At 66.8% G+C, this 23,685-nt stretch carries 26 protein-coding genes; 11 read left to right on the top strand and 15 right to left on the bottom strand.

From position 1 onward, the window contains the following. The first annotated feature begins 116 nt into the window (after window positions 1–116). A complete protein-coding gene (locus AC1RJ5_RS18365) occupies window positions 117–572 on the top strand; it encodes a MaoC family dehydratase (protein ID WP_269572704.1) in 456 nt (151 codons plus the stop codon). Window positions 573–705: 133 nt separating this feature from the next. On the opposite strand, the gene AC1RJ5_RS18360 is transcribed toward AC1RJ5_RS18365, so the two are convergent. The 4 genes from AC1RJ5_RS18360 to petA form a co-directional block, all read right to left on the bottom strand. Beyond that, complete coding sequence (locus AC1RJ5_RS18360; RefSeq protein ID WP_184169003.1) at window positions 706–1,236, bottom strand: adenine phosphoribosyltransferase; 531 nt, start codon at window positions 1,234–1,236, stop codon at window positions 706–708. Window positions 1,237–1,335: 99 nt separating this feature from the next. Beyond that, window positions 1,336–2,172, bottom strand: a complete 837-nt coding sequence (locus AC1RJ5_RS18355) for a cytochrome c1 (protein ID WP_184169004.1) — start codon at window positions 2,170–2,172, stop codon at window positions 1,336–1,338. Window positions 2,173–2,187: 15 nt separating this feature from the next. Then, window positions 2,188–3,447 carry a cytochrome b gene (locus AC1RJ5_RS18350; RefSeq protein WP_184169005.1) on the bottom strand — a complete coding sequence of 420 codons (1,260 nt, stop codon included), beginning with the start codon at window positions 3,445–3,447 and terminating at the stop codon, window positions 2,188–2,190. Between the two features lie 12 nt (window positions 3,448–3,459). Beyond that, entirely contained in the window at window positions 3,460–4,008 is a 549-nt protein-coding gene (gene petA / locus AC1RJ5_RS18345; RefSeq protein ID WP_184169006.1) for a ubiquinol-cytochrome c reductase iron-sulfur subunit, read from the bottom strand. A gap of 202 nt (window positions 4,009–4,210) precedes the next feature. Between petA and AC1RJ5_RS18340 the strand changes: the two genes are divergently transcribed. The 3 genes from AC1RJ5_RS18340 to AC1RJ5_RS18330 all read left to right on the top strand — a co-directional run bounded on the left by AC1RJ5_RS18340 (window position 4,211) and on the right by AC1RJ5_RS18330 (window position 6,241). Next, the gene (locus AC1RJ5_RS18340; RefSeq protein WP_184169007.1) at window positions 4,211–4,663 is read left to right on the top strand and encodes a tRNA (cytidine(34)-2'-O)-methyltransferase; all 453 of its coding nucleotides are present in this window, start codon (window positions 4,211–4,213) and stop codon (window positions 4,661–4,663) included. Further along, window positions 4,660–5,514 (top strand): oxygen-dependent coproporphyrinogen oxidase, encoded by an 855-nt coding sequence (gene hemF, locus AC1RJ5_RS18335; protein ID WP_493114940.1) that lies wholly within the window; start codon window positions 4,660–4,662, stop codon window positions 5,512–5,514. Before AC1RJ5_RS18340 ends, hemF begins: the two co-directional genes overlap by 4 nt. Before the next feature lie 127 nt (window positions 5,515–5,641). Continuing rightward, window positions 5,642–6,241 carry a GNAT family N-acetyltransferase gene (locus tag AC1RJ5_RS18330; RefSeq protein ID WP_493114938.1) on the top strand — a complete coding sequence of 200 codons (600 nt, stop codon included), beginning with the start codon at window positions 5,642–5,644 and terminating at the stop codon, window positions 6,239–6,241. On the opposite strand, the gene AC1RJ5_RS18325 is transcribed toward AC1RJ5_RS18330, so the two are convergent. Both AC1RJ5_RS18325 and AC1RJ5_RS18320 read right to left on the bottom strand, forming a co-directional pair. Beyond that, window positions 6,205–6,945, bottom strand: coding sequence for a hypothetical protein (locus AC1RJ5_RS18325; protein WP_269572709.1), 741 nt, complete (start codon window positions 6,943–6,945; stop codon window positions 6,205–6,207). The two genes, AC1RJ5_RS18330 and AC1RJ5_RS18325, sit on opposite strands and share 37 nt — an antisense overlap. Continuing rightward, a complete protein-coding gene (locus AC1RJ5_RS18320) occupies window positions 6,942–7,775 on the bottom strand; it encodes a DUF7847 domain-containing protein (RefSeq protein ID WP_269572710.1) in 834 nt (277 codons plus the stop codon). Before AC1RJ5_RS18320 ends, AC1RJ5_RS18325 begins: the two co-directional genes overlap by 4 nt. A gap of 93 nt (window positions 7,776–7,868) precedes the next feature. On the opposite strand from AC1RJ5_RS18320, the gene lipB reads away from it, so the two are divergent. The 3 genes from lipB (at window position 7,869) to AC1RJ5_RS18305 (ending at window position 9,736) form a co-directional block, all read left to right on the top strand. Further along, window positions 7,869–8,513: a lipoyl(octanoyl) transferase LipB gene (lipB, locus tag AC1RJ5_RS18315; RefSeq protein ID WP_269572711.1), complete on the top strand. Its 645-nt coding sequence runs from the start codon at window positions 7,869–7,871 to the stop codon at window positions 8,511–8,513. A gap of 114 nt (window positions 8,514–8,627) precedes the next feature. Then, a complete protein-coding gene (locus AC1RJ5_RS18310) occupies window positions 8,628–8,864 on the top strand; it encodes a hypothetical protein (RefSeq protein WP_269572712.1) in 237 nt (78 codons plus the stop codon). Window positions 8,865–9,055: 191 nt separating this feature from the next. Further along, on the top strand, window positions 9,056–9,736 hold the full coding sequence (locus AC1RJ5_RS18305; protein WP_269572713.1) for a hypothetical protein: 681 nt from the start codon (window positions 9,056–9,058) through the stop codon (window positions 9,734–9,736). A gap of 163 nt (window positions 9,737–9,899) precedes the next feature. Here AC1RJ5_RS18305 and queE read toward each other — a convergent pair whose 3' ends face one another. The 8 genes from queE to AC1RJ5_RS18265 all read right to left on the bottom strand — a co-directional run bounded on the left by queE (window position 9,900) and on the right by AC1RJ5_RS18265 (window position 16,741). Further along, complete coding sequence (gene queE / locus AC1RJ5_RS18300) at window positions 9,900–10,532, bottom strand: 7-carboxy-7-deazaguanine synthase (protein WP_342250776.1); 633 nt, start codon at window positions 10,530–10,532, stop codon at window positions 9,900–9,902. A gap of 1 nt (window position 10,533) precedes the next feature. Next, window positions 10,534–11,217 carry a 7-cyano-7-deazaguanine synthase QueC gene (gene queC, locus AC1RJ5_RS18295; RefSeq protein WP_493114934.1) on the bottom strand — a complete coding sequence of 228 codons (684 nt, stop codon included), beginning with the start codon at window positions 11,215–11,217 and terminating at the stop codon, window positions 10,534–10,536. Between the two features lie 163 nt (window positions 11,218–11,380). Next, window positions 11,381–11,791, bottom strand: coding sequence for a hypothetical protein (locus AC1RJ5_RS18290; RefSeq protein WP_342250778.1), 411 nt, complete (start codon window positions 11,789–11,791; stop codon window positions 11,381–11,383). Window positions 11,792–11,860: 69 nt separating this feature from the next. Continuing rightward, window positions 11,861–12,787: an Hsp33 family molecular chaperone HslO gene (locus AC1RJ5_RS18285; RefSeq protein WP_342250779.1), complete on the bottom strand. Its 927-nt coding sequence runs from the start codon at window positions 12,785–12,787 to the stop codon at window positions 11,861–11,863. A 101-nt stretch (window positions 12,788–12,888) separates the two neighbouring features. Continuing rightward, entirely contained in the window at window positions 12,889–13,311 is a 423-nt protein-coding gene (locus AC1RJ5_RS18280; RefSeq protein ID WP_493114931.1) for a hypothetical protein, read from the bottom strand. 1 nt (window position 13,312) lies between these two features. After that, window positions 13,313–14,233: an ornithine carbamoyltransferase gene (argF, locus tag AC1RJ5_RS18275; RefSeq protein WP_493114929.1), complete on the bottom strand. Its 921-nt coding sequence runs from the start codon at window positions 14,231–14,233 to the stop codon at window positions 13,313–13,315. Window positions 14,234–14,410: 177 nt separating this feature from the next. Then, complete coding sequence (locus AC1RJ5_RS18270) at window positions 14,411–15,607, bottom strand: aspartate aminotransferase family protein (protein WP_269572719.1); 1,197 nt, start codon at window positions 15,605–15,607, stop codon at window positions 14,411–14,413. Window positions 15,608–15,901: 294 nt separating this feature from the next. Further along, window positions 15,902–16,741 (bottom strand): ABC transporter permease, encoded by an 840-nt coding sequence (locus AC1RJ5_RS18265; protein ID WP_269572720.1) that lies wholly within the window; start codon window positions 16,739–16,741, stop codon window positions 15,902–15,904. 55 nt (window positions 16,742–16,796) lie between these two features. Here AC1RJ5_RS18265 and AC1RJ5_RS18260 point away from each other — a divergent pair, with 55 nt between their 5' ends. Then, window positions 16,797–17,468 (top strand): GcrA family cell cycle regulator, encoded by a 672-nt coding sequence (locus AC1RJ5_RS18260; protein WP_184169023.1) that lies wholly within the window; start codon window positions 16,797–16,799, stop codon window positions 17,466–17,468. A 163-nt stretch (window positions 17,469–17,631) separates the two neighbouring features. Here the strand turns inward: AC1RJ5_RS18260 and AC1RJ5_RS18255 are convergent, their stop codons facing one another. Further along, entirely contained in the window at window positions 17,632–19,362 is a 1,731-nt protein-coding gene (locus tag AC1RJ5_RS18255; RefSeq protein WP_493114926.1) for a phospholipase D-like domain-containing protein, read from the bottom strand. Window positions 19,363–19,624: 262 nt separating this feature from the next. Here AC1RJ5_RS18255 and AC1RJ5_RS18250 point away from each other — a divergent pair, with 262 nt between their 5' ends. The 3 genes from AC1RJ5_RS18250 to parE all read left to right on the top strand — a co-directional run bounded on the left by AC1RJ5_RS18250 (window position 19,625) and on the right by parE (window position 23,644). Further along, window positions 19,625–19,939, top strand: coding sequence for a hypothetical protein (locus AC1RJ5_RS18250; RefSeq protein ID WP_493114924.1), 315 nt, complete (start codon window positions 19,625–19,627; stop codon window positions 19,937–19,939). Continuing rightward, window positions 19,936–21,462 (top strand): methyl-accepting chemotaxis protein, encoded by a 1,527-nt coding sequence (locus AC1RJ5_RS18245; RefSeq protein WP_493114922.1) that lies wholly within the window; start codon window positions 19,936–19,938, stop codon window positions 21,460–21,462. The genes AC1RJ5_RS18250 and AC1RJ5_RS18245 overlap by 4 nt, the downstream gene beginning before the upstream one ends. Window positions 21,463–21,661: 199 nt before the next feature. Beyond that, entirely contained in the window at window positions 21,662–23,644 is a 1,983-nt protein-coding gene (gene parE, locus AC1RJ5_RS18240; protein WP_493114920.1) for a DNA topoisomerase IV subunit B, read from the top strand. The last annotated feature ends 41 nt before the right edge of the window (window positions 23,645–23,685 follow it).

The raw sequence follows: 23,685 nt of genomic DNA, 5'->3' as shown, positions 1-23,685 counted from the left end.
CGATACGGCAGAGAAACCCTGGGCCCCGGCGTTCGCCGGGGGACTGAAGAGATTTGACGCCCCCCTCTCACAAAGGAGGGCTTGCGCCCGATCGGTTTTCATCCGAAACTGATTGCATGCTCTATTGGGAAGACATGCAGGTCGGCAAGAAGCGGAGCTTCGGCCGTTATGAGGTCACGCGCGAGGAGGTGCTCGAGTTCGCGCGCAAATATGACCCTCAGCCCTTCCATCTCGACGACGCGGCGGCGGCGCAGACGCATTTCAAGCGGCTGGCGGCGAGCGGCTGGCACACCTGCGCGATGACGATGGCGATGACGGTCGCCGAGATGTCGGTGGTACCCCAGGCGAGCCTGGGCGCGGCGGGGATCGACGAGCTGCGCTGGCTCAAGCCGGTCTATCCCGGCGACGTGCTCCGGGTCGAGACCGAGGTGCTGGAAGTGACCCCCTCGCGCAGCCGGCCCGAGATGGGCAGCCTGAAGAACCAGACCACCACCTTCAACCAGCATGACGAGCCGGTGCTGCGGTTCACCGGGCTGGTGCTGATGCGGCGGCGGCCGGCGGAGCAGGCTTAGCTCCCCTCCCTGCAAGGGAGGGGCCGGGGGTGGGTGGATGACCGCGTTACGGCCGCCATTCCACCCAGCCCAACAGTATCGCCAAGCCTCCACCCACCCCTAGCCTCCCTTCCAGGGAGGGGAATTCAGGGGATCAATGCCCGTCGAACGCCACCAGCGCATGCACCGCGATGCCATCGCTGCGCAGCGCGTCGGCGCCGCCCAGCTCGGGCAGGTCGACGACGAACGAGGCCTGGACGACTTCGGCACCGGCCTTCTTGAGCAGGCGCACCGCGGCACGGGCGGTGCCGCCGGTGGCGATCAGGTCGTCGACGAGCAGCACGCGGGCGCCCGGGGCCAGTGCATCGGCATGGATGGCGATCCGGTCGGTGCCGTACTCGAGCGCATAATCCTCGGCGATCGTCGCGCCCGGCAGCTTGCCGTCCTTGCGGACCAGCAGCATGCCCGCGCCAAGCTTCACCGCCAGCGCCGCGCCGAACAGGAAGCCGCGCGCCTCGATGCCCGCGACCAGGTCGATCTTGCCTTCCACGGCCGCCGCCATGCGGTCGATCGTGAGCGCCAGCCCCTCGGCATCGAGCAGCAAGGTGGTGATGTCGCGGAACATGATCCCCGGCTTGGGGAAATCGGGGATGGTCCGGATACGCTGCCGGATATCGTCATTCATCGAAACGGACCCTTCGAACACTGATCTGAACACAGCAATCCCGCCCGGGCCGAGCCAGGGCGGGATTGCGTTGCTTCGTCTTGTACCGCCGAAGCGGGATCAGTGCTTAACGCCTGCCCACACCGAGCGATAGGCGCCATAGGTCAGGAAGGCCGCAAAGATCAGGAAGCCGAGCACGGCGAAACCGGCCTGGCGGCGGGTCTCGAGCGTCGGCTCCGCGGTCCACACCAGGAAGGCCGAGACGTCCTTGGACATCTGGTCGACCGTGGCGCGGGTGCCGTCCGAATATTGCACCTGGCCGTCCTGCGTCAGGGGCGGCGGCATCGCGATGTTGAGGTTCGCGAAATAGGGGTTGAAGTGCATGCCGTCCGGCGTCTTGGCGAATTCCGGGAACTTGGCCAGCGCCTCGGCCGAGGGCTTCTTGTCGTAGCCGGTCAGCAGCGAGTGGACATAGGCCGCGCCGTCATGCCGCGCCTTGGTGATCAGGCTGAGGTCCGGCGGGGTGCCGGTGCCCGGATAATAGACCTTGGGGAAGCGATCCGAGGGCACGTTGTCACGCTCGCCCCAGGTGCCGCCCTTCTCGTCGAACACCGGCTGCTTGGTGCCCCAGTCCTTGGCGATCTTCTTCACCTCGGCCTCGCTGTAGCCCAGGTCCTTCAGGTTGCGGAAGGAGACCAGGTTGAGCGAGTGGCAGGTCGAGCAGACGTCCTTGTAGACGAGGAAGCCGCGCTGGAGCTGGGCGCGGTCGAACTTGCCGAACGGCCCGTCCGAGGCGAGCTTCAGCTCCTCCGGATGCTTGTGCATGGCGTGCTCGGCGGTTTCCGCCGGCGGTTCCTTGATGACGCCGCGGACCGAGCCGTAGAGCGCGATCAGCAGCACGACGATGAAGGCACCGCCGACCAGGAACTTGATCGATTTGATGAACAGCGAAGTCATGGTTCCTGGTCCCCCTTACGCGCCGGTCTTGGCCAGCACGGCCTCGGTGATCGAGCCCGGCAGCGGCTTCGGCGTCTCGATGCTCGAGATGATCGGCACGATGATCAGGAAGTGTGCGAAGTAATAGGCCGCCGCGATCTGGCTGACGATCACGTAGAGCGGCTCGGCCGGCGAGCCGCCGCAATAGCCGAGCACCAGCACGTCGAACACCAGCACCCAGAACGCCACCTTGTACATCGGGCGATAGGCACCCGAACGCACCGGCGACTTGTCGAGCCAGGGCAGGAAGAACAGCAGCAGGATCGAGCCGAACATCGCCAGCACGCCCCACAGCTTCGCCGGCAGGATGAAGTCCGCGGTGAAGGCACGCAGGATCGCGTAGAACGGCCAGAAATACCATTCGGGGACGATGTGCGCCGGCGTGGAGAGCGGGTTCGCCGGGATATAGTTGTCCGGGTGGCCCAGATAGTCCGGCGCGAAGAAGATCAGCACCGAGAACAGGATCAGGAACACCACCACGCCCAGTCCGTCCTTCGCCGTGTAATACGGGTGGAACGGCACGGTATCCTGCTCGCCCTTCACTTCCACGCCGGTCGGGTTCGACGAACCCGGGATGTGGAGCGCCCAGATGTGGAGGATCACGGCGCCCGCGATCACGAAGGGCAGCAGATAGTGGAGCGAGAAGAAGCGGTTCAGCGCGGCATCGTCCGGCGCATAGCCGCCGAGCAGCCATACGCGGATCCAGTCGCCGGCCACCGGGATCGCCGAGAAGAAGCCGGTGATCACCTGCGCCCCCCAGAAGCTCATCTGCCCCCAGGGGAGCACATAGCCCATGAAGGCGGTGGCCATCAGCAGCAGGAAAATCACCACGCCGAGCAGCCACACCATTTCGCGCGGCGCCTTGTACGACCCGTAATAGAGGCCGCGGAACATGTGGATGTAGATCACCACGAAGAACATCGAGGCGCCGTTCGCGTGGGCGAAGCGCAGGAACCAGCCCGCGTTCACGTCGCGCATGATGCCCACATTCACGCTCTCGAACGCGCCTGCGGCCGAGGAGTGGAAGTGCATCGCCAGCACGATGCCGGTGATCAGCTGACAGACCAGCGCGACCCCGGCGAGCACGCCGAAGTTCCACCAGTAGTTGAGATTGCGCGGCACCGGATAGCCGGCGCCGACGGCGTTGTAGACGAAGCGCGGCAGGGGCAGACGCGAGTCCACCCACTGCATCACCGGGTTCTTAGGCTCATAATGCTTGGCCCAGGGAAAGCTCATCGCGCTCTATCCTCACCCAACCACGGCGATAGCGCCGTTGATGTTATATTTTGGAACCTCGAGGTTCTTCGGCGCCGGGCCCTGGCGGATGCGGCCGGCTGTGTCATAGGCCGAGCCATGGCAGGGGCAGAAATAGCCGCCGAACGGCCCGCGATTCTCACCCTCGCCCGCGCCCAGCGGCACGCAGCCGAGATGGGTGCACACGCCCAGCGTGATCAGCCAGTTGGTGTGGTCCTTCGCCGTGCGCTGCTCGAGCGTCTGCGGATCGCGCAGCGACGAGACAGGCACCGCGTCCGCGGCGGCGATCTCGGCCGGCGTCAGGTTGCGCACGAACAAGGGCTGCTTGCGGAAGCTGGTCTTGATCGCCATGCCCGGCTCGATCTTCGACAGGTCCACCTCGGTGGTGGACTGCGCGAGCACATCGGCCGACGGGTTCATCGAATTGACCAGCGGCAGAACCACGACGCCCGCGCCCACAGCCGCGACCGAAACGGCGGCATATTGGAGATAATCGCGACGACGGGGATTCTCGGGACCGGCCAGATCGGCTTCAATTGCCATGTTTACCCCTTGCACTTCGGACTTGCCGCGGCGAACGCGCGGACAGAACGTAAAGCTCAACACGGGCGCTAAGGGCCCCCTCGTTGCCCTTCGATGTCCCCCGAATAGGCCAGCCGAGGTGATAGACGGCGGCTGCGCGCTTCCGCAACAGCCTTTTTCAGCGGCTTGTTACGCAAGGGAATAGAACGCTAGGAGCAAAGCCATGCGACTAGCCCTGTTCGAACCCGATATTGCCGGCAATGTTGGCGCCGTGCTGCGACTTGGAGCCTGTTTCGACACGCCCGTCGACCTGATCGAGCCGATGGGATTCGCGTGGAACGACGCGGCCTTGCGCCGCGCCGCCATGGATTATGGCGGCCAGGCCGATGTCGTGCGCCATGCCGATTTCCACGCATTCGCCGAGAAGCTGCCGGGCCGCGTGATCCTGTTCACCACGCGCGGATCGATTCCGCTCAACCAGGCGCGGTTCGAGCCGGGCGACACCCTGCTGTTCGGATCCGAGGGGCGCGGCGCCCCCGATTATGTCCATGAACGCGCCGATCTCGCGGTGCGCATCCCGATCCGCGCGGGCCTGCGCTCGCTCAACCTAGCCGTGTCCGCGGGCATCTCGCTCGCCGAGGCACTGCGTCAGACCGATGGATTCCCCCCGCAATGATCGCACCCGACGAGCAGCAGCAGCGCGCCCGCGCCTGGTTCGAGGAACTGCGCACCGCGATCTGCACCGAATTCGAGGCGATCGAGGCCGAGGCCGGATCGGACGCCAGGTTCGACTATATCGCCTGGGACCGTACCGATCCCTCGGGCGAGCCCGGCGGCGGCGGCGTGCGCGGGGTGATGAAGGGCAAGGTGTTCGAGAAGGTGGGGGTGAACGTCTCCACCGTCGGTGGCAGCCTGGAGGGCGATTTCGCCAAGTCGATCCACGGCGCCGGCGAGGACCCGAAATTCTTCGCCACCGGCATCAGCCTGGTCGCGCACATGGCCAATCCGCATGTGCCGGCGGTGCACATGAACACGCGCTTCCTGACCACGACCAAGCGCTGGTTCGGTGGCGGGGCCGACCTAAATCCGCCGGTCCCGTACGAGGAAGACACCGCCGAATTCCATGCCGCGTTGCAGGCGGCCTGCGACGCGCATGACCCGGCGCATTATCCGCGCTTCAAGGCCTGGGCGGACGAGTATTTCTACATCCCCCACCGGAAGACGCATCGCGGGGTGGGCGGGATCTTCTACGATCACCTGGAAGGCGCCGGTGACGAAGGCTGGGAGGCGAATTTCGCCTTCACCCGGGATGTCGGCCGTGCGTTCCTCGACATCTATCCGCGCATCGTCCGCAAGCGGATGGGGATGGACTTCACGCCCGAGGACAAGCAGCGCCAGCTCGAATGGCGCGGCCGCTATGCCGAGTTCAACCTGATCTATGACCGGGGGACGCTGTTCGGGCTAAAGACCGGCGGCAATATCGACGCGATCCTGATGAGCCTGCCCCCGTTGGCGGCGTGGTCGTGATTCACGCTGCTCTCCCTCCTCTCGTCATCCCCGCGCAGGCGGGGATCAAGGGTTACAGAGCGACGTCCTTCGTGACTCTGGATTCCCGCCTGCGCGGGGATGACGGAGTGTGGGACAAGGCCAGCACATGGGCCTGATCCCGGTCTCCGACGACCAGATCGCCACCGTAGTCACCGCGCTCGAGATGCTGGCGCGGCCGCGGCCCCGCCCGCTGCCCGATTCGCCGCTGCGGCTGGTGCGCTGGCCGGCGCCCGACCAGGCCAAGTACCGCGCGCTGTTCCGCCGCGTCGGCGAGCCCTGGCTGTGGTTCTCGCGGCTGGTGATGGCGGAGGACCGGCTGGTCTCGATCATCCAGGACCCGAAGGTGCATGTGTTTGCGGTGGTCGACCGCGCCGGCATCGAGGTGGGCATGCTCGAGCTCGACTTCCGGGTCGAGGCGACCTGCGAGCTGGGGTTCGTGGGTCTCATTCCCGAGCTGGCCGGCAAGGGCCATGGCGGCTGGCTGATGGCGCATGCGCTGATGCTCGCCTGGACGCCCGAGGTCACCCGCGTCTGGGTGCACACCTGCACGCTCGATTCGCCCGGCGCGCTCGGCTTCTACCGCAAGCATGGCTTCGTCCCCTACAAGCGCACGGTGGAGACCTTCGCCGATCCGCGGCTGGCGGGCGTGCTGGCGGCGGATGCCGCGCCTCAGATCCCCTGCCTGGGCGCGCCGGCGAGCCGATAGGCGGCGACGCGGATCAGCGCGAGCGCGGCCCAGGCCGCCCCGCCGATCAGCGCGCTGACCAGCCACGATACCGGCGCGATCGCCTGCACGCCGCCGATCAGGCCGGCGATCGTGCCGAGGATGCCCCCGGCGATCAGCACCAGTCCCAGTGCCAGGAAGAAGATCATCGAGGCGAGGCCGAGCAGCGCGAAGCCGGTCACCCCGGCGCTGCGCCGCCAGCCTTCGCGGAAGGCGCCCAGGATTCCGATCGCGGGATCGGCCGCGAAGGCCGGGCCGGCCAGCCAGGTGCGCACCAGCATGTAGAGGCCGGGAATCACGAACAGCGACAGGCCGAAGGAAAAGAGCAGCCCGGCGATCGTGTTGAGCACGAAGAAGGCGCCGAAGCGCTTGAGCGCGAGCAGCAGCACCTGCCCCAGGGTGCGGCCGTCACCGCGCAGGAACAGGTTGAAGATCGCGAAGCTGCCGAAATCCATCACCAGGCTGATCGCCAGGATGGTCAGCAGGTTCGCGTCGTAAAAGGCCATGATGGCCTCGCGCAGCTTCTCGGCGTCCTGGGTGGCGGGCAGCTGCAGCCCCGATACGAGCAGCACCGCGCCGAGCATCGGCACGACGAAGAACATGCCCGCCAGGGCGATCAGCAGCTCGCGCTCGGCGCGGAACAGGGAGACGGCATCGAGGAAGATGCCGCGGCTGGTGAGGCTCATGCGAGGATCAGACCCTCGCGAAGCCCGGCCTCGGCCGTGAGCGCGAGATAGAGCTTGGCGGCGAAGGCCGGGACCAGCACGGTGAAGCCGGTCTGCACCGCGGCGACGACGATCGAGGTGAGCACCCCGGCCAGCGAGATGCCGTCGGCCGCGCCGCCGGCGACCAGGGCGAAGATGCTGCCGAACACCATGTTGGCGGCCAGGATCGAGACCCAGGAGACCAGTGCGTAGAGCAGGATCACTCCGATCAGCGCCCAGGTCCTGCCGCGGGTGAGCTTCCACGACTGGCGCAGCGCCGAGAACATCCGCTTCTCGCGCACGATCACCGCATTGGTGACGAACAGGCGCGCGCCGAGCCACAGGATCAGCGCGACCAGCACCAGCAGGTAGAGCGCGATGCCGCCTGCCATCTGGGTGCTGAGCGAAGTCAGCTCGCCCCGCGCGATCGCCATCATGTCATAGCCGGCGAGCTGGAGCGCGATCGGGATCGGCATGGCGAGCACGAACATGCCGACGAACAGCGCGACCGAGACGATCAACGCCGGCAGCAGCCGCGCCCGGCCGATCGCGCCTGCGCCACGCGCCTCCGCCATGTCGAGCGCCATCGCGGTGATGGTGAGCGATCCCCAGAGCGACAGGATGCCGAAGGCGAGCTGGACGAGATAGAGCGACAGGACCAGCCCGGGGCCGGCGCTGGCCTTGGCCGCCTGGAAGCTGCCCTCGATCGAGGCGGGCACGAAAAAGGCGAGCAGCGCCACCGGCAGGATCGCCCCCAGATTGTCGCTCAGAAACTCCGCCGTCCGATCCCAGACGGTGCCCATCTTCGCCATGCGCCCGATGTCCTCCCTTTGCCCGGGTGTTAGCCCGCGCGCAGTTTATTGCCAATGCTTGCGGAATCGCCCGCGGATGCGCAATTCGCACGCATGACCAAGGATATCGAATGGCGGGTCGCGCCGGAGCCGATCGAATATGGCGCCGCGCTCGCCGAAATGGAGGCGCATGTCGCCGCGCTGACCGCCGGCACCGCCCCCGAACGGATCTGGCTGCTCGAGCATCCGCCCGTCTACACCGCCGGCACCAGCGCCACCGATGACAGCGAGCTGGTCGATGCGGCGCGCTTCCCGGTGTTCCGCACCGGGCGTGGCGGGCGCTACACCTATCACGGGCCCGGCCAGCGCATCGGATATCTGATGCTCGACCTGCGGAACCGGAAGCGCGACGTGCGCGGCTATGTCCATGCCGTCGAGGGCTGGGTGATCGCGGCGCTGGGCGAACTGGGGATCGAAGCGTTCCGCGCGGAGGGCAGGATCGGCATCTGGACGCTCGACCAGGCCGGCCAGGAAGCCAAGATCGGCGCGATCGGCGTGCGGCTGCGCCAATGGGTGACGATGCACGGCTTTGCGATCAACCTGTCGCCGAACCTCAATGATTTCAATGGGATTGTACCCTGTGGCATCCCCGATTTCCCGGTCACCAGCGCCGAGGCGCTCGGCAGGCCGGTTACGCCCGGGCAATTCGATTCGGCACTGCGCGCCACATTTTTGCCATTTTTGAACGCTCTCTCGTGAGCGCAGGTCAAATCGAGTCTTGAGGGGTTTGCCCGAACCGTCTAATGTCCACTCCGGTTTGGGTATTAAACGGCGTATCCGTAATCCAGATCCATAATCTAGGGAGCTTTCTACATGCGTGCAGTCATTTCGAAGATCGTTGCAGGTTCGATGATCGCCGGCGCGGCCCTCCTGGCCTCGGCGTGCACCAGCAACGAGTCGACCAACGTGACCAACACCACCGAAGTCGTTCCGACCGAGAACGTGACCACCGACACGATGGTCACCAACATCGACGCCGCCGCCACCGAGAACGGCGCCGTGGTCGAGAACACCACCACCGTGACCACCAACACCACCAACGCGATGTAATTCGCGCTCGGTCGAGTGTTTGATGAAAGGGCCGTCCGGGCGACCGGGCGGCCTTTTTCTTTATGCTTTTCCTATGCTTTTGCGATGAAATGCCGCGATGGCACGGATGGACGGCAAAAAGGGGCTTCAACGCGGACTCGGAACACCGTAACCCGTTGCCACGGGGTTAACTGGTAGTTTTCGAGGGCAGCATGTTTGCTTCGCGTATCGCATTGATGCTGGCCGGGGGGATCGGCCTGTTCGTTTCCGCACCGGCTTCGGCGCAGTTCTTCCTCAAGCCCGCCAATCTGGAGAGCGGGCGCGTGACCGGTTCCGAGCCGGGCATGACCGGCCCGGCGCTGCCTGGCGCCACCCCGGTCGAGCTGCAGGCCGCGCTCGCCTGGAACCTGCGCGCCGCGCTGAACGTCGCCGCGCTCCAGTGCCAGTTCGAACCGACGCTGCTTTCGGTCGACAATTACAATTCGCTGATCAAGGATCACGCGATCGAGCTGCGGGACTCATACGCTACGCTCGAGAAATATTTTGCAAGAACGTACAAGAACAAGAAGCAGGGCCAGCTTGAACTCGACAAGTATGGCACCCGCATCTATTCGGGCTTCTCGACTGTTCAGGGCCAGCTTTCTTTCTGCCAGACTGCCGCCGCAATCGGCCATGATGCGGTGTTCGTGAAGCCTGGCAAGTTCAGCGAACTGGCGCAGGACCGCATCAAGGAACTGCGCGCGAGCCTCGGCCCCTGGGGCGAGCAATATCGCCCGTCGGGCTATGTCGTCACCGGCATGTACGGCGTGAAGCTGCCGCCCTTCGGCAACGACAAGTGCTGGAAGAAGGGCCAGTACCAGGTCAAGAAGTGCGGCCCGCTGCTGCTCAACTGAGCTAGGCCAGCCCGCTCGGCAAATTTCGTCACCCCGGCCCTGTGCCGGGGCCCACTGGGCCTCTTACACATCGCTTCGAGCCCCTTGCTGCTCGCCTGCCTCGCGGTGGATCCCGGCACAAGGCCGGGATGACGGCTGGGGGCAGAGGCAACCGCCGGGAAAGTTACCGCAGCCCCAGCATCTTGTGCGTCTGCAGCGTCAGCCGCCATTTCGGCCGTTCCATCGCGAAGGCGATCGCGGCCTCGATATTCTCCTGCGCCGCCACGCTGTCCATCGGCTGAATCAGGAAATTGGCGAAGTCCCAGCCCTCGATCGCCGCGACATCGGTGCCCGGCTGCGGCCAGACCAGCTTGAGCTCGTCGCCCGAGCGCTGGACGACCTCGCTGCCCGCCTTGGGGCTGATGCACACCCAGTCGATGCCGGGATGCGCGGGAAGCGTGCCGTTGCTCTCGATCGCGATGCGGAAACCGCGGGCGTGGAGCGCATCGACCAGTGCGTCATCGACCTGCAGCATCGGCTCGCCGCCGGTGAGCACGACGAAGCGCTTCTCCGCCCCCTCGCCCCAGAAGCCGAGCACGGCGTCGGCCAGCGCATCGGCCGTGGCGAACTTGCCCCCGCCCAGACCGTCGGTGCCGACGAACTCGGTGTCGCAGAACTGGCAGATCGCGCTGGCGCGGTCCTGCTCGCGGCCGGTCCACAGATTGCAGCCGGCGAAGCGGACGAACACCGCGCGGGCGCCGGCATTTACCCCCTCGCCCTGCAGCGTGAGGAACATTTCCTTGACGCTATAGGTCACGTCAGGCCCTCGTTGCGTACTTCGTCGGATCGGCGATGCCCGCCTCTTCGAATCCCTTGGACCGCAACCGGCAGCTGTCGCACAGCCCGCAATGCACGCCACCCGGCGCCGGATCATAGCAGGACCAGCTGAGCCCCATGTCGAGCCCGAGCCGCGTGCCCTCGCGGACGATATCGGCCTTGCTCATGTGCTGGAGCGGGGCGCGGATATGGAAGGGCTCGCCCTCCACCCCGGCCTTGGTCGCCAGTTCGGCGAGCCGCTCGAAGCCCTCGATGAACTCGGGGCGGCAATCGGGATAGCCCGAATAATCGAGCGCGTTGACGCCGATATAGATGTCGCGGGCGCCCGAAGCCTCGGCCCAGCCGAGGGCGAGGCTGAGGAAGATGGTGTTGCGCGCGGGCACATAGGTGACCGGGATATCGTCGCCCACACCGTCCTTCGGCACGTCGATATCGGCGGTGAGCGCCGAGCCGCCGAACGCGCGCAGGTCCATCGGCATCACCACATGGCGCTCGGCGCCCAGGGTGGCGGCGATGCGGCGCGCGGCGGCCAGCTCGACCTGGTGACGCTGGTTATAGTCGAAGGAAAGCGCGAACAGGCGATGCCCCGCCTCGCGCGCGAGCGCGGCGGAGATCATCGAATCGAGTCCGCCGGAAACCAGTACAATTGCAACGCTGTCGGTCATCGACGCGACCTACTCCGGTTTTTGCTGCATGGCAAAAACGACGCAAAATGGGCCGCCCGAGAGCGGCCCAGTTTATTGGGAAAACCCATGCCAGAGAGGAAAGTGCTCACGAGGAGCGATGCCACGGTAGCCCGGTAGCTGTGAAAGAAGCGTTAAGCCCGGTTCAGCCGCAGCTGCCGGGCGCGCGACGCCCTTCATATTCCTGCTCGAAGGGTGCACCATCCAGCACGCCCTGGGTTTCGATGCGGACCAGCCGCGGCGTCTCAACGGTTACCGTGGTGCGGCCCTTGCCGCGGCCGGTGCAGGTATAGACCACCGTCGCCTGGTGCGTGTCCTGGCTGACGACGAACTGCTCGCACGGTGCCGGACCATGAGCGATCTGGATGAAGCTGTTCGGATTGGTGAAGCAGACCTTGCGCTCGGTGCCGAGCCGTTCCTTGAGCAGCCACTGGCCGCGCTCGATCTGCGTCAGGACCGACTGGGTTGCGGCGCGATGCGCCACCGCCGAGCCATCCCCGACCATCAACAGTGACGCGCCGGCAAGTGCCGCGCACATCATACGCCTGAACAACATCACAAGGTCCTCCCGTCACGGCCCCGAAGGCCCGCGCCCTTCGCACCGATATGGCGGTGTTGCAGCGAATTACAACGCCGGTGGAACGAAATCGCTGAGGTGAATCGAGAACTTGCTGGAGCAGAATGCGCAGTCGACGGTGATCACGCCGTTCTCGTCAGCCATTTCCGCGCGTTCCTCCTCGGGGAACTTGGAGAGCACCTGGGTGATGTAGTCCCCATCGCAGCGGCAATTGTTGGCGAGCGTCGAATCGGAGAGGATGCGCACCTCTTCCTCCTCGTTGAACAGCCGCCACACCAGGGACTCGAGCGGGATCGCCGGATCGGCGAGCTCGTCCACTCCCATGGTCATGCCGAGCGCCTCGACATGCTCCCACTCGGGATGATCCATGCGCGCATGCAGGCGCTCGCGCCCGGCTTCGCCTTCCGGCAGATGCTGGAGGAACAGGCCGCCCGCGACCCACTGGCCGCTGGTCTTGTCACGCTGGGCACCCAGGCGGACCACGGTCGGGATCTGCTCGGACTGGAGGAAATAGCTCTGCGCGGCCTCGGCCAGCGAAGCGGTGTCGAGCGGCACGATGCCCTGGTAGCGCTCATTGGTGGCCGGCTGGTCGAAGGTCACCGCCAGATGCCCCTTGTTGAACAGGGCGAAGAGCGACGGATTTTTGCCCAGTTGGGACAAGCGGAGGGAATCGAACTGCACATAGCCGCGCAGGTCGCCATTCTTGTAATCGCACACCAAGAGGTTGACGATTCCGCCCTGGGTCTGCGCCTGGAGGGTCAACTGGCCCTGCGCGTCCTTGAGCGTCGAGCCGAGCAGCGCGGCGAGCGTCAGCGCCTCGGCCAGCAGCCGCTCGATCACCGGAGGATAGGCATGCGCCGCCAGGATCTCGTCCAGCGCCGGCCCCAGCCGCGTGACGCGGCCACGGGTGTGGCGGGCCGGAATGGTGAAGCCGACCGCGCGATCGAGGTCGGTGGTGGGGGCGGTGTTGGTCACGTCGAAATCCTCGCTGCCCGGCGCATAGGCCGGGATGCCGCATGTGGCACGTATTTTCGGAAAGTTGCGCGCTATGTAGGGCGCCGCGGCGCCGAAGCAACTCAGCCGGCCTGCCCGCGCTCGCGGTGCATGAACCGCGTCAACCAATCGCCGCTCACCAGCGCCACGCCGACCGCCAGCGCGAGGATGCTCAGCAGCCACGCGCCGGCGCCGATCAGGACGCGGTCGTCGATCTCCGGATAGTTCGGGATATAGTCGGGCCGCGTCACCCAGACGACCAGCGAGCAGGCAGAACTGAGCAGGACAAGCCAGATCCCCAGCCGCTGCACCCAGCTTCCACGGCGATCGAAACGCGTCAGCACGAGCACCGTCAGCGGCGCCAGCGCACCACCGTCCCAGTTGAACTCGATATGGGCCAGCGCCCGCGCCAGCGGCACCCCGCCGAGCAGGAACCAGGCCCAGCGGACAAGCTGCGCCACCAGCAGAAGCGCGGCCGTGATCCGGATCGCGGTCACGGCCAGCACCTCAGCCGATCTGGCCGAAGCACCAGCGCAAGACCGCCTTCTGCGCATGGAGGCGGTTCTCCGCTTCCTGCCAGATCAGCGACTGGGGCCCGTCGATCACCGCGTCGACCACTTCCTCGCCGCGGTGGGCTGGCAGGCAGTGGAGGAACTTCGCGTTCGGCTTGGCGGCGGCCATCAGCGCCTCGGTCACCTGGAAGGGCATCATCGCGGCGAGCTTGGTCTCGGCATGGGCCTGGCCCATCGAGATCCAGGTATCGGTGACGATGATGTCGGCGCCCTCCACCGCTTCCTGCGGCGTGCCGACCACCTTCGCCCGGCCCTGGCCGCGCGCCACGTCCTCGTCCGACGGCTGATAGCCCTGCGGGCAGGCGGCGACCACGTCGAAGCCCATCAGCCCGCCGGCCTCCATGATCGAGGCGAGGACGTTGTTGCCGTCGCCCAGCCAGGCGACCTTGAGCCCCGGCAGCGCGAAGCCGGCCTCGAGGATCGTCTCCATGTCCGCCATGATCTGGCAGGGGTGCGAGGCATCGGTGAGGCCGTTGATCACCGGCACCGAGGCGTATTTCGCCATGTCGACCACCTTCTGGTGATCGTCGGTGCGGATCATGATCGCATCGCAATAGCCCGAGAGGATGCGCGCGGTATCGGCGATCGTCTCGCCGCGGCCGAGCTGCATGCTGCCGGCGTCCATCACGATCGAGGTGCCGCCCAATTGGCGGATCGCCATGTCGAACGAGACGCGGGTCCGGGTCGAGTTCTTCTCGAACACCATCGCGAGGACGTGGCCGGCGAGCGGGGCGTCGGCATCGACCTTGCCCTTGGGCCAGCCGGCGCGCGCCTGCTTGCGGGCGATCGCATCGTCGAGCATCGCCTGGATGCCGGCGGTGCCGGCGTCGGACAGATCAAGGAAATGGCGGGTCATATTCAAATCCTCCCCCAGCTCGCCTGGGGGAGGGGGACCGCCGGCCGAAGGCCGGTGGTGGAGGGGCTGCGCCGAAGGCGCGGAAGGCCGCTCCATATCCACGCCGCTGCGCGGCGCCCCTCCACCATGCTACGCATGGTCCCCCTCCCCGAGACAAGCTCGGGGAGGAATGGTTCTTCAGTCATCGCTCGGCGGGGCGAACGAACGCGCGCCTTCGCTCAGGCGCTCGATGCACTCGGCAATATGGTCCTCGTTGATCACCAGCGGCGGCAGCACGCGGAACACGTTCTCGCCGGCGGCGACGGTCAGCAGCCCGTGATTGTCGCGCAGATGCGCCACGAAATCGCGGCTGACCACCGAGTCCTTCATCTTGATGCCGAGCATCAGGCCCTTGCCGCGGATCTCCTCGAACAGGTGATCGTGATTGGGGATCATCTGCTCGAACGCCTGGCGCAGGCGGTCGCCCATCTTCTCGACATGCGGCAGGAAGTCGGGCTCGAGCATCACGTCGAGCACCGCCTGGCCGGCCGCCATGGCGAGCGGGTTGCCGCCATAGGTGGAGCCGTGCGTGCCGATCACCATGCCCTTGGCCGCTTCCTCGGTCGCCAGGCAGGCGCCGAGCGGGAAACCGCCACCGATGCCCTTGGCGACGGTCATGATGTCCGGCGTGATGCCGTAATGCTCATAGGCCCACATCTTGCCGGTGCGGCCATAGCCGCACTGGATCTCGTCGAGGATGAGCAGCAGGCCATGCTCGTCGCACGCCTTGCGCAGGCCCTGGATGAATTCCGGGGTGCCCGCGGTCATGCCGCCTTCGCCCTGCACCGTCTCGACCAGGAAGCCGGCGGTCTCGCCATCGATCTTGGCGAGCGCGCCCTCCAGATCGTTGAACTTCACATAGTCGAAGCCCGGCAGCAGCGGCTCGAAGCCGTCGCGCATCTTGGGCTGGTCGGTCGCGGAGATCGCGCCGATCGAACGGCCATGGAAGGCGTTCTTGAAGGTGATCAGCTTGTGGCGCTGCGGGTTGCCGTTGACATAGTGATAGCGGCGCGCGGTCTTGATCGCGCACTCGATCGCCTCGACCCCCGAATTGGTGAAGAACACCGTGTCGGCGAAGCTGACGTCGATGATCCGCTGGGCCAGCGCCTCGCCCTGGGGCGAGCCGTAGAGGTTCGACACATGCATCAGCGTGGCGACCTGGTCCTGCAGCACCTTGGTCAGGTGCGGATGGCCATGGCCGAGCGCGTTGACCGCGATGCCCGCGGCGAAGTCCAGATACTGCTCGCCGCGCTCGCCATAGAGATACACCCCCTCGCCTCGCACCGGCCGCACAGCGCACCGCGGGTAAACGGGCATGAGCGGGGTGATAGTCATGGGAACATACTCCTCTAGGAAAAGCTCGAAACGAGACTCCAGAAACGACAAAGGGCGGCCTATCGGGACCGCCCGAGGCGGGTGTTTACGTGGGGTGGCCGGGAGAGGTCAATAATCGTTTGGGCGAAGGGCATGCCGGGGCGTTATCGGCACAACCGCAAACGCCAAAACCGTCATTCCCGCGAAGGCGGGAATCCATTCAGGCTGGCGCTGCGGTCCCATCCGAGTTCAGCGCCAATGGATCCCCGCCTTCGCGGGGATGACGATGGAGAGGAGCGCACTACGCGCCAGCCCTCAGTTCTTGATCTTCCAGCCGCGGCGCAGCAGCGCGTAGCAGGCGAAGCCCAGCGCGATGTCGAGGCCGAGGATCACCAGGCTGCCGACGAGGATCGGCGAATCGGCGACGCCGATGAAGCCGTAGCGGAAGCCCGAGATGATGTAGAAGAACGGGTTGGCGTGGCTGATCGCCTGGAAGGTCGGGGCCAGCCGCTCGACCGAGTAGAAGGTGCCCGAGAGCAGGGCGAGCGGGGCGACGACGAAGTTGGTCACCGCCGCGGCGTGATCGAACTTCTCCGCCCAGATCGAGGTCATCACGCCCATCAGCGACAGGAACAGCGAGCCGAGGAAGCCGAACCACAGCACCGCCCATAGATGCTGCGGCCAGACATCGACGCCCCACAAGGCCATCGCGAGCCAGACCGTGCCGCCGACGCAGAAGGCGCGGGTGACGGCGCCGCCGGCCAGCGCGGTCAACATCTCCAGCGTCGAGAGCGGCGGCATCAGATAGTCGACGATCGTGCCCTGGATCTTGCCGACGAGCAGCGAGAAGCTGGCGTTGGCGAACGCGTTCTGCAGCATGCCCATCACGATCAGGCCGGGCGCGATGAATTCGGCGAAGTGAATCTCGTGGTGCTGGACGCTCACCATCCGCCCGCCGCCGCCGAGCGCGACGGTGAAAATCACCAGGAACAGCAGCGTCGTGACCGCCGGTGCCCAGATCGTCTGGAGCTGCACCTTGAAGAAACGACGCACCTCCTTGATATAGAGGGTGCGCAAACCTCCCCAGTTGACGTTGCGGATAACCGGAACGCCGGGCTCGGGGAGCTGTTGACCGAATTCAGGCTGGCTGCTCATCGCGCGTTCGCGTAACCGCTGCACGAGCCGACGGCAAGGTGAAGGAAGAGAAGTTTTGAGCTGGACCGAAGAGCGGATCGATACGCTGAAGAAGATGTGGGACAGCGGCCTGACCGCAACCCAGATCGCCGAGGAGCTTGGCGGGGTGAGTCGCAATGCCGTGATCGGCAAGGCGCACCGCCTGGGCCTGCCGTCGCGTCCCTCGCCCGTGAAGCCCAACGAGCCCAAGGCCGCGGCCGAGCCCAAGCCGGCGCCCGCGCCGCGCGCCGCAGCACCTGCGCCCGCCCCCACGCCGGCTCCGGCCCCCGCACCGCGTGCCGCCGCACCCGCGCCGGCGCCCGAATCGGCCGGTGACGACTCGGCCGAGCCCGCTGCGCCCAAGCGCGAAGGCCCGGTCCTCCGCTCGGTCGGCCCCGGTGGTTTCGTCCGCCAGAATCCGGGCGAGCAGGCTCCGCCGATCTCGCCGGCCCCGCCGCGCCGCCTGGTGCCGGCCAAGCCGAGCGACGCGATCGCGGGCAAGACCAGCCTGCTCGATCTGAGCGACAAGATCTGCAAGTGGCCGCTCGGCCATCCGGGCGAGCCGGACTTCCACTTCTGCGGCGACAAGGTGAATCCGGGCTTCCCGTACTGCGTCGAGCATTGCGGCCATGCCTATCAGGCGCAACTGCCCCGCCGCGACCGTCGCCCGCCGCCGCCGCTGCCCTTTGGCGGCCCGCGCGTCCGCTAAGCCGTATCGGCATTCCGTTCTCCCTGTTCCCCGGCGAAAGCCGGGGTCCAGGTTCGATGCACTGACGACGGCTCAGTAGCCCCTCGAACGACATTGCAACTGGGCCCCGGCCTTCGCCGGGGAACTGCCAGCTGTCGCAGCCTGAATGGCGTTGCGTCTAGCGTCAGGCGAACAGCTCGCGGTCGCGGATCTTGACCGGTACCGTGTAGAATTTCTTCCACCAGGGCGGCGTGCCGTCGGTGGGCGGGATCTTCAGTTCCTTGCGCTTGCCATGGGCCTGCTGGTCCTTGGCGGCGAGGCGGTATTGATAGGCGTCGAAGATGCGCAGCGCCTCGACCATGTAGCTGGTGGCAAAGCGCGGATCGCGGATCACCACCAGATTCTCGCCATTCTCCATGTCGGCCGGGTAGGAGAAATTGTAGCTGCCGGTATAGACCCGCGCGCTCGGCTTGTTGAAATCGATCACCACGAACTTGTGGTGCATCTTGATGCCGCCACCGCCGCTCGCCTCGCTGTGGAAGGGCTCGGGCACGCCCTTGGTGAGCGCGGCCGGGGAGACCGAGGCGGGATTGCCGTCGGGCTGCATCAGCTGCATCTCCTCGGTCTCGCCCACCGGCGCATTGGCGATGCCGTAGACGAACAGGTCGCTGCGTCCGGTCGCCTTGAGGATTGCCTTGGTCACATCCCCGCTGGTCTGGCTGAGGAAGGCGAGCGAGTAGAACAGGCTCGACTGGGCGCCGTCGATCGCCTGGCCGATGCTCTTCTGGGTCGAGCGCGCGGCATTGTGCGGGCTCATCGCGATCTCGGCGTCGAGCCCCTCGACCTGCAAGGGCCGCCAGGTCGCCGCACCGCTGGCGGCGAAACTGGCCGCGGTGCCGCTCCAATAGGCTTCGAAGGCATCGCGCTGCTGGGCGACGATCGCCTTGCCGGTGACGATCAGCGCGTTGTTCGCCTGGACGTAGAAGCCGCGCCACGAGAAGTTGGTCGAGCCGAGCACGACCTGCTGCACCGTCGGCCCATCGACCACGATCATCTTGTTGTGCTGGAGGTTGCCCATCTTCTGGCGAACCACCTGGGCGCCCGCGGCGAGCAGCACGGCGGCGGCGCGGCTCTCGGCCGAATGGGGCAGCCCCTTGTCCTTCTCGCCGCTGCCGCTGTCGTCAAGGATGATGCGCAGCCTCTCGCCGATCTTCGCCAGCCGCTCGATCAGCTCGGGCAGGTTGAGCTCATAGGCGACGACCATCACCTCCGCCTTGTCCTTGATCGCGGCATCGAGCAGGCCGACGATCCGCGCCCGCGCCTCGAACCCCATCCAGGCATAGGCGTCCTCGGCCTTGGGATGATCCGACTTGAAATCATTGCCTTCGTCCGCCCTGGCCGGGATCAGCTGCTTGAACCCCTCGGCCCCGCCATATCGGTCCACGAAGCTCTGCGACGAGACATAGCCGCGAGTGAAGGCGACGTTGATCTTGCCGGGCAACGTTTCGGCATAGAGCGAGATCTGCGCCTCCTGCGCCAGCCCGCGCGACAGCTCGCCGGCGGTGTTCATGAACAGCGGCGTGACCCGGTAGGTGAACAGGCCGTGGACATTGGCGATACGCGGGAAATGGATCCAGCGGAACGACTGGAGCGGCGCCTCGGTCGTCGGATATTGCTCGGGCGGCGCGCCCTCCGCGCTCGGCTTGTGGCGGCCGGGAAAGGCGATGCGGTTCTTGATCGCGTAGAAGCGATCGCCGTCGGGCGGGAGATACTCGACCGCGAAGCCGACGAAATCGAGCGGCGGCTCGCCGTGCCGCCAGTTCATCGCGATCAGGACCATGCCCTCCCCGCGGTGCAGCTTCAACGTGAAGGGCGCGACTGCGTTTCTGCCCTCGACCTGCCAATCCATCGTCATCGCAAGATCCCCCAAGTTCCCCGACGGCGCGCGGGCCAGGGAACGGGAGGCGCCAAAGGGCCTCGCACATGCCCTGGAACCGGCAGGCAAGGCCTAGCATGGCCGTTGGGTGCGCCCCAGAAACGATCCGGCCGAAACGGTGGCTAAGGGCCCGTCCGGCCGGCTCGGAACGCCGCCCCGAAGCCCGCAAAAATACGCATATCCGGGGATTTGCGGGCCGTGGTTTACGCGTTGCTAACCGGCTTCGCGCTAGGCGCGGGGAATGAACCGTTTTGGAGTAAAGCTCGGCCGCCATGCCCTTGCCGCGCAGCTGGCGCTGGTCGGGCTGGCCCTGGTCTGCGCCGCCTTCTGGCCGCCGAGCCAGGGGCGGATGCTCCTTGTCCCGATGCTTCCCGGCGCCGCGAACCCGATGCTGGTGCGCGCGATCGACGGCGGCGCGCAGCTGCTCGGCGGCGGCCCGCTGCCCGGCAGCATGGTCGTCACCGGCGCGCATGCCGCGCTGGCCGTGGCGCTGCGCGGCAAGGCGGTGCTGATCCTCGCCGCGCCGCCGGCGCTGTGCGGAGGGCCCGCGGCATGACCGAGATCGACCGCCTGCGCCGCCGCGGCGTCGAGCTGCTCGTCGTGGCGAGCTGGGCCATCGTCCTGGTCGTGTTCGTGCTCGGGCTGATGCTGCGCGGCAGCCAGCGCGAATGGATCACGCTGCTGCTCGGCGCGGCGGCCAATATCGCGCCGACCATCGTCGCGCTGCGCCACCGCTATGATTCCTCCGCGCGGATGATCGTCGGCACGCTCGCCGCGATCCAGCCCGCGCTCGCCGTCTACGCGCTGACCGGCCATGCCTGGCAGATGGACGCGCACATGTATTTCTTCGTCGCGCTGGCCGGGCTGACCCTGCTCTACGACTGGAAGCCGATCGCGCTCGCCTGCGGCCTGATCGCCGCGCACCACATCATCTTCCAGTTCGCCTTGCCCGCCTGGGTGTTCGAGGGCGGCGGCGATTTCGGGCGGGTGATCTTCCACGCCGTGGCGGTGCTGCTCCAGTTCGCGGTGCTCGCCTATCTGACCACCCAGCTCTGCCGGCTGATCGAGGGTCAGGAGATCGCCCGGGCCCAGAGCGACCGCTTCGCCGAGGATGCGACGGCGCGCCGGGACGAGGCCGAAGCGGCATTGCGCGCCGTGCGTGCCGCGGAGTCGCGCGAGCGCGCCGAGCGCGAGCGGCGCGAGGCCAGCGAGCGCGGCGCCGCCGACGAGCGCCGGCGCGAGATGCTCGCACTCGCCACCGGCTTCCAGGAATCGGTCGCCGAGACGGTGCGCGACGTCACCCGCGCCGCCGCCGACCTCGATCGCTCGGCGCATGCGCTCAACACGCTGGCCCACACCGCCAATGTCGAGATCGCCGCGACCGCGCATATCGCCACCCAGGCATCGGACACCGCCGGCGGCCTGGCCGACGGCGTCCGCCGGCTCAGCGCCTCGATCATGGCGATTGCGTCCAGCGTCGACCAGCAGGCGACGCTGAGCGGCGCGGCGCGCGGCGTATCGCGCTCGGGCGAAAATGCCGTCCGTGTGCTTGCCGACCGCACCAACACGATCACCGTCTTCGCCGAATCGATCCAGGAGATCGCGGCGCGCACCAACCTGCTCGCGCTCAACGCGACGATCGAGGCGGCGCGTGCCGGCGATGTCGGCCGCGGCTTCGCGGTGGTGGCGCACGAAGTGAAGGCGCTCGCCAACCAGACCGGGCACGCGACCGAGGAGATCCGCAACCTGGCCGGCACCGTCCGGAGCGGCGCGAGCGAGGCGCATGACGCGCTCGACGAAATCGCCGCGACCGTCGCCGAAGTCGCCGCCGCCGCCGAGGCGATCCGCGGCGAAGTCGACGGCCAGCGCTATGCCGCCGGCATGATCGAGGCGACCGCGCACGATACGGCCGCCGGCGCCACCCGCATGGCCGAGCGAATCGGCGCCGTCGCCAGCGTGGCGAGCGACACCGAGGCGCTGTCCGACCGCGTCTCGAGCGCGGCGACTGGCCTGTCCGAAGCTGCGATGGCGCTGGAGACGGCGACCGATCGGTTCATCGCGCAACTGAAGGCCGCGTAGAGGGACACCCCCTTCGGCAAATCCCTCGTCACCCCGGCCTTGTGCCGGGATCCACAGCGCCGCACCGACGGTCGCTCAAGCCTCTTGCCCATGGCTCGCCTCCCGGTGGACCCCGGCACAAGGCCGGGGTGACGGTATTGGCTGAGCGTCCTCCCCGATTAGCTTGCGCCGCTCACCGTACACCCCCTATACGTTCTCCATGGCTGCTGAAGACCTGTTCGCCGCGCCGGGCGTGCCCTCCGGAACCTATGACGCTTCCTCGATCGAGGTCCTTGAGGGACTGGAGCCGGTCCGGCGCCGGCCGGGCATGTATATCGGCGGCACCGACGAACGCGCGCTGCATCACCTTGCCGCCGAGATCCTCGACAATGCGATGGACGAGGCCGTGGCCGGCCATGCCAATCGCATCGAAGTGACGCTCGAGGTCGGCAACCGCATCACCATTATCGACAATGGCCGCGGCATGCCGATCGATCCGCATCCGAAATTCCCCGACAAGTCGGCGCTCGAGGTGATTCTCTCGATGCTCCACTCGGGCGGCAAATTCTCGGGCAAGGCCTATGCGACCTCGGGCGGCCTGCACGGCGTCGGCATCTCGGTGGTCAACGCGCTGTCGATCGACACCACGGTGGAAGTCGCGCGCGACAAGCAGCTCTATCGCCAGCGTTTCAGCCAGGGAAAGACGCTCGGGCCGCTGGAGCATGTCGGCGGCACGCCCAACCGGCGCGGCACCTCGGTCAGCTTCATCCCCGATACCGAGATCTTCGGCGAGATGCTGTTCAAGCCGGCCCGGCTCTACAAGCTGGTCCGCTCCAAGGCGTATCTGTTCGCCGGCGTCGAGATCCGCTGGAAGTGCGATGCCGAGCTGATCAGCGACGATACGCCGCCCGAAGCGGTGTTCCAGTTCCCCGGCGGCCTGGCCGATCACCTCAAGGAGCAGATCGGCACCCGCGAATGCGCCACCGCCGACTTCTTCGCCGGCAACCAGGATTTCCCGGGCGAGAATAACGGCCGGGTCGAATGGGCGGTCGCCTGGCCGCTGTGGAGCGACGGCTCGTACAGCTGGTATTGCAACACCATCCCGACCCCCGATGGCGGCACGCACGAGCAGGGCCTGCGCCAGGCGCTGACCCGCTCGATCCGCGCATTCGCCGAACTGGTCGGCCAGAAGAAGGGCAAGGACATCACGGCGGACGACGTGATGACCGGCAGCGAGCTGATGCTCTCGGTGTTCATCCGCGAGCCGCAATTCCAGTCGCAGACCAAGGACCGGCTGACCTCGCCCGAGGCGACGGCCCTGGTCGAAAAGGCCGTGCGCGACCATTTCGACCATTTCCTCACCGACAATATGGACCGCGGCAAGGCGCTGCTCGGCTATGTGCTCGAGCGCATGGACGACCGCCTGCGCCGCAAGCAGGAGCGCGAGGTCAAGCGCAAGACCGCGACCAGCGCGCGCAAGCTGCGCCTGCCCGGCAAGCTGACCGATTGCTCGGCCGACGATCCCACCGGCACCGAGCTGTTCATCGTCGAGGGCGATTCGGCAGGCGGCAGCGCAAAGCAGGCGCGCGACCGCAAGACCCAGGCGATCCTGCCGATCCGCGGCAAGATCCTCAACGTCGCCTCGGCCACTTCGGCCAAGATTTTGGCCAACCAGGAAATCGCCGATCTGATCCTCGCCATGGGCTGCGGCACCCGCAAGGACTGCGATCCGAGCAACCTGCGCTACGAGCGGATCATCATCATGACCGACGCAGACGTGGACGGCGCGCACATCGCCACGCTGCTGATGACCTTCTTCTTCCAGGAAATGCCCGACCTGGTTCGCCAGGGGCATCTCTACCTCGCCCAGCCGCCGCTCTACCGCCTGACCGTGGGCTCCAAGAGCCTCTACGCCCGTGACGACGCGCACCGACTCGAGATCGAATCGACGGCGTTCAAGGGCAAGAAGGTCGAGGTCAGCCGGTTCAAGGGTCTCGGCGAGATGAACCCGAACCAGCTCAAGGAAACCACGATGGACCCGGCGACCCGGGGCCTGCTGCGCATCACCCTGCCCCAGGAATATGAGGAGCGCGCAGGCGTGAAGGACCTGGTCGACCGGCTGATGGGCAATAATCCGGCTCACCGCTTCGCCTTCATCCAGGAGAATGCGGCGCGGCTCGACGAGGAAGTGATCGACGCCTGAGCCATGACCGTCATCCCGGTGCAAGCCGGGATCTCAGGCGA

It is taken from the genome of Sphingomonas sp. GW822-FHT03G08 (assembly GCF_058801135.1).
Note: the sequence above shows the minus strand (reverse complement) of the source record. Positions and strands in the feature narration are given on the sequence as shown.